This window comes from Azoarcus olearius (assembly GCF_001682385.1).
Taxonomy (GTDB): domain Bacteria; phylum Pseudomonadota; class Gammaproteobacteria; order Burkholderiales; family Rhodocyclaceae; genus Azoarcus; species Azoarcus olearius.
On the sequence record NZ_CP016210.1, the window covers coordinates 3,073,755 to 3,088,704 of the forward strand.

Genomic DNA, 14,950 nt, shown 5'->3' on the forward strand with positions numbered 1-14,950 from the left:
CCTCGTGCTATAAACGCCAGCGCCTTAAACCCAGGCTCCATCTCTGCAGATTCACGGCATGTCCAACCAGAACGACGATACCCGGGTCGATCTCCTCGGCTCCGACGATTTCGAGAAATATCTGCTCTACGGCAGCCGCGAAATCCGCCAGATCCTGCAGGGCCTGATCGATCACCATGCCCTGATCACGGCGCAGACGGTGCCCGGTCATCAGTCCTTCCTGACCACGGTCGTCGCGCTTCCGGACGATGGCGCCTCGATCATCATCGACGCCGGGCCGGACGAGCACATCAACCAGCGCGTGGGCAACGCCGAACGCCTGGTGTGCATGAGCCAGCTCGACAAGATCCGCATCCAGTTCGACCTGTCAGCGCCGGCGCTCACCCGCTACGAAAACCGGCCTGCGTTCCGCGCCCCGGTCCCTGCGCAGTTGCTGCGCCTGCAACGGCGTGAGTTCTACCGCCTGCAGACCCCGGTCACGCACACCGTCACCTGCCGCATTCCGCTGCCCCAGCCCGACGGACGTACGCTGGAACTCGAAACCAGGGTCATCGACATCAGCGGCGGCGGCATCGCCGTGGTGGTGCCGCCGGACAACGTTCCGTTCGGCGCGGACATGGAGTTCGAGAACTGCAAGCTCACCTTGCCCGAACTCGGCACCATCCCGGTCCGGCTCAAGGTCCGCAACCTGTTCCGCCTCACCAACCGCAACGGCGTCGAGATGCTGCGTGCCGGCTGCGAGTTCGTCGATCTGCCGCGCAGCGCCGACAACGCGATCCAGCGCTACATCTTCAAGGTCGAGCGCGACCGCAGCGCACGCGAACGCGGCCGCCTCTAAAGCGCGCCGTAGCGCCTCCGTGCGCTTTTTCATACAACCTTAGTTATACATCTAAGGTATTATTCCTTTACCGGAAGACAGCCTTCTGGCGCCCCCGCGCGCCGAGAGGCTCAACGACAACACCGCACGTCAGGAAAGCGGCCCCTGACTCCGCGGACTGGAGTCGGTGTCACGGGTTCGACCGCCCGCGGCACGCGCCGTACGGTCGACCACGAGATCAACACCACGGACTCGACCGCACGCGCATGCCGACCCTGTCCTCCCACCACCGCATCTGGCTGCTGCGTTTCGTGCTCGTGGCGCTCGCCTATTTCGCGGGCGGGCGCATCGGCCTGTCGGTCCCTTACGTCGGCTCCCACATCACGCTGATCTGGCCCCCCACGGGCATCGCGCTCGCCGCCCTGCTGCGGTGGGAACTGTCGCTGTGGCCGGCGGTGTGGGTGGGCGCCTTCGCGGTCAATCTCACCATCGGCAGCAGCCCTGAACTGGCCTTCGCACTGGCCTGCGGGAATACGCTCGGCCCCTGGCTGGCAGCGCGCTGGCTGCGGGCGCATCAGGTCGATTCCGGGATCGCGCGCCGGTACGATCTGGTCCGCTACCTCGCGGTGGGCGTGCTGGGCGGCATGGCCGTCAATGCCACCAACGGCATCACCCAGTTGTGGCTCGCGGGCATCGTCCCGGGCAACGCGGTGCCGGCGGCCTGGCTTACCTGGTGGCTGGGCGACGCCATGGGCGCCCTGGTGCTCGGCATACCGTTGCTGACCGCCCGGCGAGGCAACTGGCAGCCGCTGTTCAGCGGTCGTCGCCGGGTCGAGCTGCTGTCAGTGCTCGGGCTGACGCTGACGGCGGGGGCCGTGGTGTTCGAAGGCAACGCCATCCATAGCACCACACCGCTGCTCTATCTTCCCTTCCTGCTGCTGTGCTGGCTGGCCATCCGCGGCAGCGCCGGGCTCGCCTCCACGGCGGCACTGCTGCTGTCGGCCGAGGCGGTGTGGGCTACCGCGCAGGGCATCGGCCCCTTCCAGGCGAGCGACCTGCACCAGAGCCTCGCCACGCTGTGGGGCTACATGGCCACCGCCACCATCATCACGGTGCTGATCACCGTGCTGATCGGAGAGACCAGCGCCAACGAACGCCGCCTGCGGCAGATCTTCGAGACCAACCACGCGATCAAGCTGATCGTGCGCCCGGGGGACCACCGGATCGTCGACGCCAACGAGGCGGCGAGCGCGTTCTACGGGCATTCGCTTGCGCGCTTGCGCACGCTGCGCATCGACGACATCGCCACCGAACCGCAGCCCTTCGGCGCCGATGTGCTTGCCCGGCTGGAGAGCGAGAGCGGCTGGCACCTGCGCACCCGCCACCGGCTGGCCTCGGGTGAAGTGCGCGACGTCGAGGTCTATGCCGGGCCCGTCGGCAGCGGCGCCGACCTGCGCATCTACGCCATCGTGCACGACATCACCGAGCGCAGCCTCGCCGAACAGGAACTGCGCAAGTTCAAGTTCTTCAACGACAACGCGAGCGACGCCTACATCCTGATCGACGAGGACGCCCGCATCCACTACGTCAACCGTGCCACCTGCGACCTGTTGGGCTACACCGAGGCCGAGCTGCTGCAGCTGACGATTCCGGACATCGACCCGCACTACGACGTGGCCCGGGTCCGGGCGCATTTCAATAGCGCCAAGCAGGGGCGCGTGCCGCCGTTCGAAAGCGAGCACCAGCGCCGCGACGGGAGCCGTTTCCCGGTGGAGGTGACTTCCACCGCGCTTCAGGTCGATGGACGGTGGATGGCCTTCACCGCCGCGCGGGACATCACGCTGCGCAAGCGGGTCGAAAATGAGCTGCGCAAGTTCCGATTCATCAGCGACAACGCCAACGACGCCAACTTCCTCCTCAACCCCGACGGCCGCTTCCTCTACGTCAACGCGCTGGCGTGCGAACGGCTGGGCTACAGCGAGGCCGAACTGCTGCAGATGTCGGTGCCGGACATCGACCCGACCTACGGCACGCCCTGTTCGCGGCCCTGGACACAGCGTCCGGGCGACCGCCCCGCCCCCTTCGAAACGCTCCACCGCTGCCGTGACGGGCGGACGATTCCGGTCGAGATCACACTGACCAGCGTCGAATTCCAGGGCGAACGGCTGCGCTTCGCGACCGCGCGCGACATCACCGACCGCAAGCGCATCGAAGCCGCCGAGCGCCGCCAGCGCGAGAGCCTGGCGCGCCTCAACGAAGTCAGCGCGCTCTCCCACCTGCCGCTGGACGAACAGCTGCGGCGCGCGCTCGCCATCGTCGCAGCCCAGCTCGAATTGCCGTGCGGCATCGTCAGCCGGGTGCAGGAAGGCACCTACACCGTGCAGGCCCACGTGGCGCCGGGCGAAGACCTGCGCGACGGCCAGACCTTCCTGCTCGGCGACACCTATTGCGACATCACGCTGCGCGAACACCGCGTCGTCGCGATCGCCAACATGGGCGAGTCGCGCTACCTCAGCCACCCGTGCTACCGCAACTTCGGCCTGGAGGCCTACATCGGCGCCGTCGTCCATGTGGGCGGCGCCGTTTACGGCACGGTGAATTTCAGCGCGGCCCAAGCCTATGCGCGCGAGTTCGATGACGCTGATCGCGAGTTCGTCGAACTGCTTGCGCGCTGGGTGGGGTCGGCGATCGAAGCAGATATTGCCCGCCGCCAGCTCGCTGCCAGCGAGGCACGGCTGCAGACCATCATCGACACCGAGCCGGAATGCGTGAGCCTGCGCACGCCGGACGGCAGGGTGCTGGAAATGAATGCGGCCGGTCTGGCGCTGGTCGAGGCGGACTCGGTGGAAGCACTGAACGCGGTCGGCCTGCCGCAGCTTGTGGCGCCGGCGTACCGCGAGGCCTTTGCCGCCCTCGGCCGCCGGGTCAGCGCCGGCGAATCGGCCACGCTGGAGTTCGAGATCGTCGGACTGCGCGGCAGCCGGCGCTGGATCGACGCGCACGCCACGGCTTTGCGCGACGCGTCCGGTGAAGTCACCGCCATCCTCAGCGTGGCCCGCGACGTCACCCAGCGGCGCGATAGCGAAGCGCAGCTGCGGCTCGCCGCCACCGTCTTCACCCACGCCCACGAAGGCATCGCGATCTGCGACGCCGAGCGGCGGATCGTCGACGTCAATCCCACTTTCTGCGAGATCACCGGCTACAGCAGGCAGGAAGCGATTGGCGCAAGCCTGGCCTTGTTGAACAGCGGCGAGGACCGTCAGGCGCTGTCGCCCGACATGTGGCAGACGGTGGCGCGCCGCGGACACTGGGAAGGCGAGCTGTGGAACCTGCGCAAGGACGGCACCGAATACGCGCAGCGGCTGACGATCTCCGCGGTGTATGACGCCGGCGGGACGCCCACCCATTACATCGGCACCTTCTCCGACATCACCTTCGTCAAACGCCAGCAGGAACAGCTCGAACACCTGGCGCACTACGACCCCCTGACCGGGCTGCCGAACCGCAGCCTGCTCGCCGACCGGCTGCAACTCGCGCTGGCGCAGGCGCGACGCGAGGAAAGCGCGGTTGCGGTGTGCTATCTCGATCTCGACGGCTTCAAGGCCGTCAACGACGAACTCGGCCACCAGGCCGGCGACCTGCTGCTGGTGGAGATCGGGCGCCGGCTGAAGGACTGCGTGCGGGCCGGCGACACCGTGGCACGCCTGGGCGGCGACGAATTCGTGCTGTTGCTACTCGACGTCGCCGGCCAAGAGGAATGCATCCAGGCAGTCAGCCGTGTGCTCGCCGCCATCGCCCGGCCGGTGACCATCGCCGGCGAATACCGCAGCGTGTCGGCCAGCATCGGCATCGCACTGTTCCCGGACGACGACGACGAGCCCGAAGTGCTGCTGCGCCACGCCGACCAGGCGATGTATCTGGCCAAGCAGCGCGGCAAGAACTGCTACCAGTGGCACCACGCCCGCGCGGGCCACGCTCACGCGGGCACCGGGCTGGACCACAGGACGGCCGCCGACCTTCACAACGCCAACTGACCGGCAGGCGCGCAAAAACAATCGGCCCCGGTTCCAGAGAACCGGGGCCGATTGTTTGTGGCGAACCTGCGCGGAGACTTACACCGGCATGTTCATGATGTCCTGATACGCGGTAACCAGCCGGTTGCGCACCTGCACCATCTGCTGGAAGGACAGGTTGGCCTTTTGCAGGTTCACCATCACGTCCTGCAGATTCACATTGGGATCGCCGGCAGAGAAATCCTGCGCCATCGAGCGCGCTTCCTTCTGCGCGGCGCTTACGTCGGCCATGGCCGTCTGCAGCACCTGGGCGAAGTCGACGCCCTCCGCACCCTGCGTGTTCTGCGCCGGTTTGTTCTGCGCGGCCTGCGTCACCGAACGCAGTTCGCTCAACATCTGATCTATTCCGCGGGTATCCATTACGCCTTCCCCCGGCCTCGGGTTGCACTTGTTCTGGAGTCTAGCAGAGCAAACCACGTGCCACCACGTGACACACGGTTTTGCCGGACCTCGGGCCGCAATGCGGCTTTACCAGAACCAATGCAAGAAGCGGGCCGCGCGGTGCGCGGGTTCAGACGTCGTAACCTTCCTCACGATACTGCTGCAGCTTGTAGCGCAGCGTGCGTTCGGAAATACCAAGCTTTTCAACGGCTTTCTTGCGCGAGCCGCCCACCTCGCGCAGCGTGCCGAGAATGTGTTCGCGCTCCAGGTCCTTCATGTTGGACGGGCGCGCGCCACCCGCGTCGGCTGCCTGGATCGGCGGCAGCGCGAAACCGCCGGCAATGTTTGCCGCTGCCACGCTGGAAGCGGCAAAAGTGGCGGCAGGATTTGCCGCCGGCGCTGCGGGTGGCGGTGTCCATGCGGCGGCCGGGACCGGCGTTGCCGCGGGCTGCGGAATGGGGCTTGCCATTGCCTCGCCCGTCCAGTGCGGCAGGCACAGGCGGACGGTTTCGGCGCTGACGGTGTCGCCCACGGTGAGGATCAGCGCGCGATGCATGGTGTTTTCGAGTTCGCGCACATTGCCCGGCCAGTGGTAGCGCGCCAGCAGGAATTCCGCCTCGGGCGAGAAGCGGGCGTGGCGCTTCAGGCGGTCGCCGTGGCGGCCGAGGAAATGGCGTGCCAGCGGCAGGATGTCGCCCGGGCGTTCGCGCAGCGACGGAATCGCGAGCGGGAAGACGTTGAGGCGGTAGTACAAGTCCTCGCGGAAGCGCCCGGCGGCGACCTCCTTGACCATGTCGCGGTTGCTGGTGGCGAGCACGCGGATATCGAGACTGACCGGCTTCTTGCCGCCCACGCGCTCGACCTCGCGTTCCTGCAGCACGCGCAGCATCTTGGCCTGCAGGCCAAGCGGCATCTCGGAGATTTCGTCGAGCAGGATGGTGCCGTCCTGCGCCTGCTCGAACTTGCCGGGCTGCGCGGTCTGCGCGCCGGTGAAGGCGCCCTTCTCGTAGCCGAACAGGGTCGCTTCGAGCAGGTTCTCCGGAATCGCCGCGCAGTTGATCGCGACGAAGGGCCCCTTGCGGCGCAGCGAATGGTGATGGATGTAGCGCGCGAAGACCTCTTTGCCGGTGCCGGATTCGCCGGTGAGCAGCACGGTGGCGTCGGTTTCGGCCACGCGCGCCGCCAGCGCCAGCAGGTTGCGGGTGTGCGGATCCTCGGCGATCGTGTCCTCGGCACTCGGCTGCACCGCGGCGTAACGCCGCACGTTTTCCAGCAGCACCTCGGGCTCGAACGGCTTCATCAGGAAGTCGCAGGCCCCGCCGCGCATCGCCGCCACCGCCTTGTCGACATCGCCGTAGGCGGTCATCAGCAGCACCGGCAACTGCGGCAGGCGGGCGCGGATCTCGCCGAGCAGTTGCAGGCCGTCCATCGGCTGCATGCGCAGGTCCGACACCACCAGGTTGAAGGACTGCCGTTCGAGTTCTGCGAGCGCGCTCGGCCCGCCATCCACGCCGGTCACGCCGTGCCCCGCCATTTCCAGGGTCAGGCACACCGCGTCGCGCAGCGCGGCATCGTCCTCCACGACGAGGATGTTCAGGTGTTCGATCATGAGGCGTGCGCTCCGCTGTCCGCCGCGTCTGCCGGGGCGGCGCTCCACAAGGGCAGGTTGAGGGTGAAGGTGGAACCCTGGCCCGGGGCGGAACTCAGGGAGATGTCGCCGCCGTGGCCGCGCGCGACGCCGCGCGCGATGGCGAGGCCGAGGCCGGTGCCTTCGGCGCGGGTGGTGAAGAAGGGTTCGAACAGGCGCTCCTGCAGCTCGGCCGGGATGCCGCGTCCGCTGTCGCTGACGACGAAGCGCACCTGCTCGCCGTCGGCGCCCTGCGCGCAACTCGCGCTGCAGCTCACCGTGCCGCCGGCCTCGGTGGCCTGGATGGCGTTTTCCAGCAGGTTGGTGAGCGCGCCGCCGAGCGCCTTGCGGTCGCCGTACAGGCTCAGCTCGCCGCAGCTGCAGGCACTGGAAAATTCGATCTGGCGCGCCCGTGCCAGCGGTTCGAGGGTGTGGGTGAGTTCGGCGACGAGGTCGCACACGCCGAAATGCTGGCGGCCGAGGCTGTCGCCGCGCGCGAACAGCAGCATGTCGCGGATCAGGCGTTCGAGATAGCGCAGGCGTTCGATCGCGCGGTCGGCCACCTTGGCGCGCTCGGGCGCGCCGAGTTCCGGCTGACGCAGATTGCCGGTGTAGAGCAGCGCGGCGGCAAGCGGCGTACGCAGCTGGTGCGCCAGCCCCGCCACCATTTCGCCCATCGCCGCGAGGCGTTCGTTGCGCTCGGCCGCCAGCCGCATGCGGTGGGTTTCGGTCACGTCGTGCAGCAGCAGGATGCGCTCCTCGCCCGACTCCAGCGCGGTTTCCGAGACCGACAGCCGGCGCTGGCCGTCGGCATGTTCCAGCGTGAACTCGCCGGGGGTGCCGGTGCCCTGCAGCGCGCGCGCGATCGTCGGCCACCGTTGCCCCGCGAGGCCGGCCCCCAGCAGGGATTCGGCGGCGCGGTTCACCTGCACCACGCTGCCGGCCCGATCCACCACCACCACGCCGGCGGGCAGCGCGCCCATCAGCACCGTCAGGCGCTCGGTGAGCTGCACCACCTGGCCCTGCAGCGCGTTGTAGGCGGTGGAGAGTTCTTCCGATGCACGGCTGAACAGCGCAAAAGCCTCGGCCAGCTGCGCGGCATCGAGCGGCGCGGCGGGCGAGGCATCGGCGGGGGTGATCGGCGGCATCTGGGGTGGCATCGGCGCTGGCTCCAGTTTCACGGCTGGCACTTTAGCTGCACGCCCTTGAATGTTAGCCGGCAAACAGGCGGCAAAAAATGCCGCTTTTCGTGCGACCGCGCTTGCCGCCCGCGCCCGACAATGCCGCCATCCGAAAAAGGGTTTGCCTCAGGGGTTGCAATGGCCACCGCAGACAACATCGCCGCCGCCGTACCGAACGCCGCGCTTGCCGCGCGTCTGCAGCAGGTGGTGCAGAACATCAATGCGCTGTCGATGCGGCAGAAGATCGCGGGCGCGGCCGCGCTCGCGCTCGCCGTCGCGCTGATCGTGGGCGCGCTGATGTGGAACCGCCAGCCCGACTACGGCGTGCTGTTCTCCAATCTGGACGAACGCGACGGCGGCCAGGTGATCGCGGCCCTGCAGCAGCAGAACGTGCCCTACCGCATGTCGCCCAACGGCCTGTCCATCCTGGTGCCGCAGGAACAGGTGCACGAACTGCGGCTGCGGCTGGCTGCCGCGGGCCTGCCGCGTGGGGGCCTGGTCGGCTTCGAGCTGATGGACACCCAGAAGCTGGGCGTGTCGCAGTTCAACGAGCAGGTGAACTACCAGCGCGCGCTCGAGGGCGAGCTGTCGCGCACCATCCAGTCGATCGCCGCGGTGGCGGCGGCGCGGGTGCATCTGGCGATGCCCAAGCAGACCGCCTTCCTGCGCGACGACCAGAAGCCCACCGCTTCGGTGATGGTGACGCTGCGGCCCGGCCGCGTGCTCGACGCCAACCAGGTCGCCGGCATCGTGCATCTGGTGTCGTCCAGCGTGCCGCGCATGGTGGAATCCGGCGTCAACATCATCGACCAGAACGGCGAGCTGCTGACCACCAAGAACGACCCGCTGCGCCAGACCGGGCTGGACGCCACCCAGCTCGAATACGTGAAGGAGGTCGAAGCGGGCTTCATCCGCCGCATCGAGAACATCCTGCAGCCCATGGTGGGCAAGAACAATTTCCGCGCCCAGGTGGCGGCGGACGTGGACTTCAACCAGGTCGAGCAGACCGCGGAAACCTTCAAGCCCAATCCCTCGCCGGACCAGGCCATCCGCAGCCAGCAGACCACCGAGGAAACCAACCGCCAGCCGGGTCCGCAAGGCGTGCCGGGCGCGCTCAGCAACCAGCCGCCGGTGCCGGCCACCGCGCCGATCACCACGCCGCCGGTGGGCCCCAACCAGGCCGGCGCGGCGCAGACCGGCACCACCAGCCGCAGCGCGGTGCTCAACTACGAGGTCGACCGCACCATCCAGCACGTCAAACAGTCGCTCGGCCAGTTGAAGCGGCTGTCGGTGGCGGTGGTGGTGAACCATCGCACCGAAACCCTGCCCAACGGACAGACCCAGACGGTGCCGCTGACCGACGAGGAAGTCGCCCGCATCAACAACCTGGTGCGCGAGGCGGTGGGCTACAACCCCGCGCGCGGCGACACCATCAACGTCGCCTCCAGCCCGTTCGCCGGCATCGGCCCCGAACCCGCGGTGCCGCTGTGGAAAGACCCGGAGATGATCGAACTGGGCAAGGAGGGCTTCAAGTACCTGCTGGTGGCGCTGGCGGTGCTGTTCGCCTACTTTGCGATCATCCGGCCGCTGATGCGTACGGTGATGCCGCCGCCGCCCGAACCCGAGGTGGCCGAAGCGGGCGAACCCGGCGAACCGGGCTTCGAAGGAGAAGAAGACGTGGAAGTCACGCTGTCGGGCGCGGCCCAGGCCAACACCTACGAAGCCAAGCTGGCGCGGGCGCGCGAGCTGGCGAAGGAAGACCCGAAGATGGTCGCCAACCTCATCCGTGAATGGATGGGCCTCAACGAAGAGGGCCGCAAGTCATGACCCCCGAAGAAGGACTGGAGAATTCCGCCCTGCTGCTGCTGACGCTGGGCGCGGACGAAGCCTCGGAGGTGCTCAAGCACCTGGGCCCGCGCGAAGTGCAGAAGCTGGGCATGAAGATGGCCACGATGCCGGCGCAGCCGCGCAGCCGCGTGGAGCCGCTGCTCGAGGAGCTGGAATCGCACTTCGGCAAGGGGTCGCCGATCCACGCCGACGAGGAGCAGATCCGCCAGATGCTGACCAAGGCGCTGGGCGACGAGCGCGCGGCGCACCTGATCTCGCGCGTGCTGCAGGGCTCGGACACCGCGGGCATCGAGAGCCTGAAGTGGATGGATTCCGCCACCGCGGCGGACCTGATCAAGAACGAGCACCCGCAGATCATCGCCACCATCCTGGTGCACCTCGAAACCGACCAGGCCGGCGAAATCCTCAAGTACTTCCCCGAGCGCCTGCGCAACGACGTGATCCTGCGCATCGCCACGCTGGACGGCGTGCAGCCGACCGCGCTGAAGGAACTGAACGACGCGCTGACCCGCATGCTGGCCGGTGCCTCCACGGTGAAGAAGGCGGCGATGGGCGGCGTGCGCCACGCGGCCGAAATCCTCAACTTCGTCGGCTCGGCGGTGGAAACCGCGGTGATCGACAACGTGCGCGAATACGATCCGGACCTGGCGCAGAAGATTCTCGACGAGATGTTCGTGTTCGAGAACCTGATGGACATCGACGACCGCGGCATCCAGACCATCCTGCGCGAGGTGCAGTCCGATTCGCTGATCGTCGCGCTGAAGGGCGCCTCGCCGGAACTGCGCGAGAAGGTGTTCAAGAACATGTCCAGCCGCGCGGCCGAGATGATGCGCGAAGACCTCGAAGCCAAGGGTCCGGTGCGCCTGTCCGAGGTCGAGGCCGAGCAGAAGGAAATCCTCAAGGTCGTGCGCCGTCTGGCGGAAGAAGGCCAGGTGATGCTCGCCGGCAAGGGAGGCGACGATGGCTTCGTGTAATTCCGCCGGCGCTGCCGCGGCTGGGAGCGGTCGATGAGCATCTCGCGCCACCAGGCCGTCGGCGCCTACCGCCCGTGGGCGCCGCCCGCCTTTGACGGCGCGCCGGAGGCGGCGCCCCCCGAGGCCCCGCCGCCCGCCCCGGCCGAGCCGGAACCGGTGCCCGAACCGGCAACGCTCGACCCTGCCCTGCTCGCCGCACTCAACCTGCCCACCGCCGAAGACCTGGAGCGCATGCACGACGAAGCGCGCGCCAGCGGCCACGCCGAAGGCCTTGCCGCCGGACGCGAGGAAGGCCTGCGCAGCGGGCACGAAGAAGGCTTCGCGAAGGGCTACGCCGAGGGCAAGGCACTGGCGGAACAGCAGGCCGCCCGGCTGGGCGCATTGGCCGACGGCTTCGACCAGGCGATCAGCGCGGTGGATGCCGAGGTGGCGGAAGACCTGCTGGCGCTGGCGATCGAGATTGCGCGCCAGATGGTCCAGCACAGCCTGCTGCAGCACCCCCAGGGCGTGGTGGAAACCGTGCGCGCCGCGCTCGGCCAGTTGCCCCAGGCGCATGCGCAGATCCGCATCCACCCCGACGACGCCGCCCTGGTGCGCGAACACTTGGGCGAACAACTCGCCCACGCCGGCCAGCGCATCGTCGAAGACAGCGCGATCACGCCGGGCGGCTGCCGCATCGAATCGGCGGGTGCGCAGATCGACGCCACCATGGAAACCCGCTGGCGCCGCGTGCTCGAGAACATGGGCCGCCAGCACGCCGAATGGCAGCCCGGGGAATGAGCGGAGACCGCTGATGGACCGCTACGGAGCGCTCTGGCGCGCCTTCCTGCAGGACAACCGCAGCCTTGTCGAAGGCGCCAACCCCTTCCAGTACGCGGGGCGCCTCACGCGCATCAACGGCCTGGTGATGGAAGCCGCGGGGCTCAAGCTGCCGCTCGGCTCCGGCTGCCAGATCGTGGTGCCCGGCAGCGGCGCGGTAGAGGCGGAAGTGGTCGGCTTCAACGGCGAAAAGCTCTACATGATGCCGACCGACGACGTCTTCGGCCTCGCCCCGGGCGCCCAGGTGCTGCCGATGGAGAACAGCGTGCCGCGGCTGGTGCCCGGCAAGCGCCTCGGCCCCCGCCGGCGCGCGTCCGACCGCGCCAAACATCTGCCGGTGGGCGATGCGATGCTGGGCCGCGTGGTGGATGGCGCCGGCCGCCCGCTCGACGGCCTCGGCCCGCTCAACACGGTGGAGACGCGCTCGTTGCAGGGGCGCCCGGTCAACCCGCTCAACCGCGCCCCGATCGCGCAGCCGCTGGATGTCGGCATCCGCGCGATCAACAGCCTGCTCACCGTCGGCCGCGGCCAGCGCCTCGGCCTCTTCGCCGGTTCCGGCGTCGGCAAGTCGGTGCTGATCGGCATGATGGCGCGCTTCACCTCCGCGGACATCATCGTCGTCGGCCTGATCGGCGAACGGGGCCGCGAGGTGAAGGAATTCATCGAGCACAACCTCGGCGCCGAGGGCCGCAAGCGCTCGGTGGTCGTCGCCGCGCCAGCCGACAACAGTCCGCTGATGCGGCTGCAGGGTGCCGCCTACGCCACCACCATCGCCGAGTATTTCCGCGACCAGGGCAAGCAGGTGCTGCTGATCATGGATTCGCTGACCCGTTACGCGATGGCGCAACGCGAGATCGCGCTCGCGATCGGCGAGCCCCCGGTCACCCGCGGCTACCCGCCGTCGGTGTTCGCGCGCCTGCCGGCGCTGGTGGAGCGCGCCGGCAACGGCCCCGACGGCGGCGGCTCGATCACCGCCTTCTACACCGTGCTCGCCGAGGGCGACGACCAGCAGGACCCGATTGCCGACTCGGCGCGTGCCATTCTCGACGGCCACTTCGTGCTGTCGCGCAACTTGGCCGACCAGGGCCACTACCCCGCGATCGACATCGAGCAATCGATCTCGCGCGCGATGCACACCCTGGTGGATAACGCCCACTTCGACCTCGTCCGCCGCTTCAAGCAGCTCTTCTCGCGCTACCAGCGCTCGCGCGACCTCATTGCGGTGGGAGCCTACCAGCCCGGCGCCGAACCGCTGCTCGACATGGCGGTGGCGCTCTACCCGCGGCTGGAAGCCTTCCTGCAGCAGCGGGTGGACGAGCGCGAACCCTACGACGGCGCCGTGATGAAGCTGGCGCAGTTGTTCGCCGGCACGCCGGGCTGACGTGGCGGCCGACGGCACAAGGAGGTGACATATGCCCCTGACACTGCCCGAAGCGAGGCGTAAAATCCGGCCGTTCCCGTAACCCTCCTCGCCTCATGACCGGGAAATTTCCCCTCCAGCCCCTGCTCGACCTCGCCAACACGCGCATGGACGAGGCCGCCCGCCGCCTGGGCGAGCTGATCGCCTCCGAGCGTGACGGACAGAAAAAGCTCGAGATGCTGCAGGGCTATCGCGACGAATACCACGGCCGCTTCATGGAAGCGGTGCGCAACGGCATCGGCCCCGACGCCTGGCGCAATTTCAGCGCCTTCATCGGCAAGCTCGACGATGCGATCGCGACCCAGCGCAAGATCGTCGAGCAGTCGCGCGACCGCACCGCGCAGGGCCAGGAGATCTGGCTCGCGCAGCGCAACCGGGTCAAGGCCTTCGATACCCTCTCCCAGCGCCACCAGGCCGGCGTCGCCCGCCAGGAAGCGAAGCGCGAGCAGAAGCTCAGCGACGAGCACACCGCGCGCCGCTACTCGGGCAGCGGTTCGGACGAGGTCTGAGCGAAACCGGGCCTGGCACAGGCCTTGCGTAGTAGCAGGCAAGACAGTCCGCTAAAGGTCCCCGACCATGACCGCCACCGTCACTCAGACCGGCACCAAGTTCCCCTTCCTGCCCGCTGCGGCCGACACCAAGTCCGGCCGCACCGACCAAGGCTTCGCCCAGATGCTGCAAGGGCAGATGAGCAACCGCGCCAACCAGCAGGCGAGCCGCGGCGCCTATGCCGCCCACACCGAGAACGCCAGCCGCGCCGCGGCCTCCGAACGCGCCCGCGAGCCCGAACGGCCGCGCCAGAAGACCGAGCGCGCCGCCGAAAACCGCCGTCCCGACCAGCCCGACGCTGCAGCCGAAGCCGGTGCCGAACAGGTGCGCGACAGCGCCCTGGAAGCCGGCGAGCGCACCGCGCCCACTGCCGAAGCCACCGCCGCCGCGGCCGACGCGGCCGCCCAGCCGGCAACGCAGCAGCCGGCCGCGCCGGCAGAAGGCGCCACCGAACTTGCCGGCCTGCCGGCAGCGATTGCCGCCCTGCTCGCCGGCACCCAGGACGCCGCCGCCGAGCCTCCCGGCGACGAGACGAGCGGGTTGCTGCCGGCCGACATCAGCGGCGACGCACTGGACACCGCGCTGCAGAACCCGGCCGGCAACGCCGCCCGCTTCGGCGCGGAAGCCGAAGCCGCACGCGCGGCGCAACTGGCGGCCCAGACCCAGGGCAAAACCGAAACGCTGCCCGGCAACGAGCGCCCGGCCGGCATCACCCAGGCGGGCGAGCTGCCGAACGGGCTGCACTTCGCGGCGGCGGTCAACCATCGCAGCACCGCCGCACAGCAACCGGCGGTGCCGCAGCTGCCGGTCAACACCCCCGCCGGCCAGGCCGCGTTCGCTGATGACGTGGGCGACCGCGTGATGTGGATGCTGGGCCGCGCGGAAAGCAAGGCCGAGCTGGTGCTGACGCCGCCGACGCTGGGCAAGGTGGAAGTGACGATCAACCTCAGCGGCGACCAGACCACCGCGCAGTTCGTGGTGTCGTCGCAAGCCGCCCGCGATGCGCTCGAACAGGCCCTGCCCAAGCTGCGCGAAATCCTGCAGCAGTCCGGCATCAGCCTCGGCCAGACCAGTGTCGGCACTTCGGGCGAACAGCAGGCGGGCGGCAACGAAGGCGGTCAGCGCGGCCGCAGCGGCGGCGGTGGCGGCATCGAGGCTGCCGAGGGCGCCGCCGCGCAACGCTGGATCAGACAGTCCGACGGGATGGTCGACACTTTCGTCTGAGGGCGGAATTGGGGCACGTCTGCCCCACTTTTCCGTG

Annotated in this window: 11 protein-coding genes; 8 read left to right on the forward strand and 3 right to left on the reverse strand. The window is 68.8% G+C overall.

Annotated elements, in window-relative coordinates:
* Positions 1-58 precede the first annotated feature (58 nt).
* Both dqs_RS14015 and dqs_RS14020 read left to right on the forward strand, forming a co-directional pair.
* On the forward strand, positions 59-838 hold the full coding sequence (locus tag dqs_RS14015) for a flagellar brake protein (protein ID WP_011766437.1): 780 nt from the start codon (positions 59-61) through the stop codon (positions 836-838).
* Between the two features lie 245 nt (positions 839-1,083).
* A complete protein-coding gene (locus dqs_RS14020) occupies positions 1,084-4,851 on the forward strand; it encodes a PAS domain S-box protein (protein ID WP_065340883.1) in 3,768 nt (1,255 codons plus the stop codon).
* A 78-nt stretch (positions 4,852-4,929) separates the two neighbouring features.
* Here the strand turns inward: dqs_RS14020 and fliE are convergent, their stop codons facing one another.
* The 3 genes from fliE to dqs_RS14035 form a co-directional block, all read right to left on the reverse strand.
* Positions 4,930-5,250 carry a flagellar hook-basal body complex protein FliE gene (fliE, locus tag dqs_RS14025; RefSeq protein ID WP_041642659.1) on the reverse strand — a complete coding sequence of 107 codons (321 nt, stop codon included), beginning with the start codon at positions 5,248-5,250 and terminating at the stop codon, positions 4,930-4,932.
* Between the two features lie 151 nt (positions 5,251-5,401).
* Positions 5,402-6,880 (reverse strand): sigma-54-dependent transcriptional regulator, encoded by a 1,479-nt coding sequence (locus dqs_RS14030; RefSeq protein WP_065340884.1) that lies wholly within the window; start codon positions 6,878-6,880, stop codon positions 5,402-5,404.
* Entirely contained in the window at positions 6,877-8,058 is a 1,182-nt protein-coding gene (locus dqs_RS14035) for a sensor histidine kinase (protein WP_011766441.1), read from the reverse strand. Before dqs_RS14035 ends, dqs_RS14030 begins: the two co-directional genes overlap by 4 nt.
* 159 nt (positions 8,059-8,217) lie before the next feature.
* Here dqs_RS14035 and fliF point away from each other — a divergent pair, with 159 nt between their 5' ends.
* The 6 genes from fliF to dqs_RS14065 all read left to right on the forward strand — a co-directional run bounded on the left by fliF (position 8,218) and on the right by dqs_RS14065 (position 14,913).
* Entirely contained in the window at positions 8,218-9,906 is a 1,689-nt protein-coding gene (fliF, locus tag dqs_RS14040; RefSeq protein ID WP_011766442.1) for a flagellar basal-body MS-ring/collar protein FliF, read from the forward strand.
* On the forward strand, positions 9,903-10,901 hold the full coding sequence (gene fliG / locus dqs_RS14045; RefSeq protein WP_011766443.1) for a flagellar motor switch protein FliG: 999 nt from the start codon (positions 9,903-9,905) through the stop codon (positions 10,899-10,901). Before fliF ends, fliG begins: the two co-directional genes overlap by 4 nt.
* A 33-nt stretch (positions 10,902-10,934) precedes the next feature.
* Positions 10,935-11,681: a flagellar assembly protein FliH gene (fliH, locus tag dqs_RS14050; protein ID WP_065340885.1), complete on the forward strand. Its 747-nt coding sequence runs from the start codon at positions 10,935-10,937 to the stop codon at positions 11,679-11,681.
* 13 nt (positions 11,682-11,694) lie between these two features.
* Positions 11,695-13,101 carry a flagellar protein export ATPase FliI gene (gene fliI, locus dqs_RS14055; RefSeq protein WP_065340886.1) on the forward strand — a complete coding sequence of 469 codons (1,407 nt, stop codon included), beginning with the start codon at positions 11,695-11,697 and terminating at the stop codon, positions 13,099-13,101.
* 95 nt (positions 13,102-13,196) lie between these two features.
* A complete protein-coding gene (gene fliJ / locus dqs_RS14060) occupies positions 13,197-13,649 on the forward strand; it encodes a flagellar export protein FliJ (RefSeq protein ID WP_065340887.1) in 453 nt (150 codons plus the stop codon).
* A gap of 67 nt (positions 13,650-13,716) precedes the next feature.
* Positions 13,717-14,913 (forward strand): flagellar hook-length control protein FliK, encoded by a 1,197-nt coding sequence (locus tag dqs_RS14065; RefSeq protein WP_065340888.1) that lies wholly within the window; start codon positions 13,717-13,719, stop codon positions 14,911-14,913.
* Positions 14,914-14,950: the final 37 nt, after the last annotated feature.

Coding starts and splice junctions, on each gene's coding strand:
- dqs_RS14015 (WP_011766437.1), top strand. CDS start 59: ATGTCCAACCAGAACGACGATACCCGGGTCGATCTCCTCGGCTCCGAC.
- dqs_RS14020 (WP_065340883.1), top strand. CDS start 1,084: ATGCCGACCCTGTCCTCCCACCACCGCATCTGGCTGCTGCGTTTCGTG.
- fliE (WP_041642659.1), bottom strand. CDS start 5,250: ATGGATACCCGCGGAATAGATCAGATGTTGAGCGAACTGCGTTCGGTG.
- dqs_RS14030 (WP_065340884.1), bottom strand. CDS start 6,880: ATGATCGAACACCTGAACATCCTCGTCGTGGAGGACGATGCCGCGCTG.
- dqs_RS14035 (WP_011766441.1), bottom strand. CDS start 8,058: ATGCCACCCCAGATGCCGCCGATCACCCCCGCCGATGCCTCGCCCGCC.
- fliF (WP_011766442.1), top strand. CDS start 8,218: ATGGCCACCGCAGACAACATCGCCGCCGCCGTACCGAACGCCGCGCTT.
- fliG (WP_011766443.1), top strand. CDS start 9,903: ATGACCCCCGAAGAAGGACTGGAGAATTCCGCCCTGCTGCTGCTGACG.
- fliH (WP_065340885.1), top strand. CDS start 10,935: ATGAGCATCTCGCGCCACCAGGCCGTCGGCGCCTACCGCCCGTGGGCG.
- fliI (WP_065340886.1), top strand. CDS start 11,695: ATGGACCGCTACGGAGCGCTCTGGCGCGCCTTCCTGCAGGACAACCGC.
- fliJ (WP_065340887.1), top strand. CDS start 13,197: ATGACCGGGAAATTTCCCCTCCAGCCCCTGCTCGACCTCGCCAACACG.
- dqs_RS14065 (WP_065340888.1), top strand. CDS start 13,717: ATGACCGCCACCGTCACTCAGACCGGCACCAAGTTCCCCTTCCTGCCC.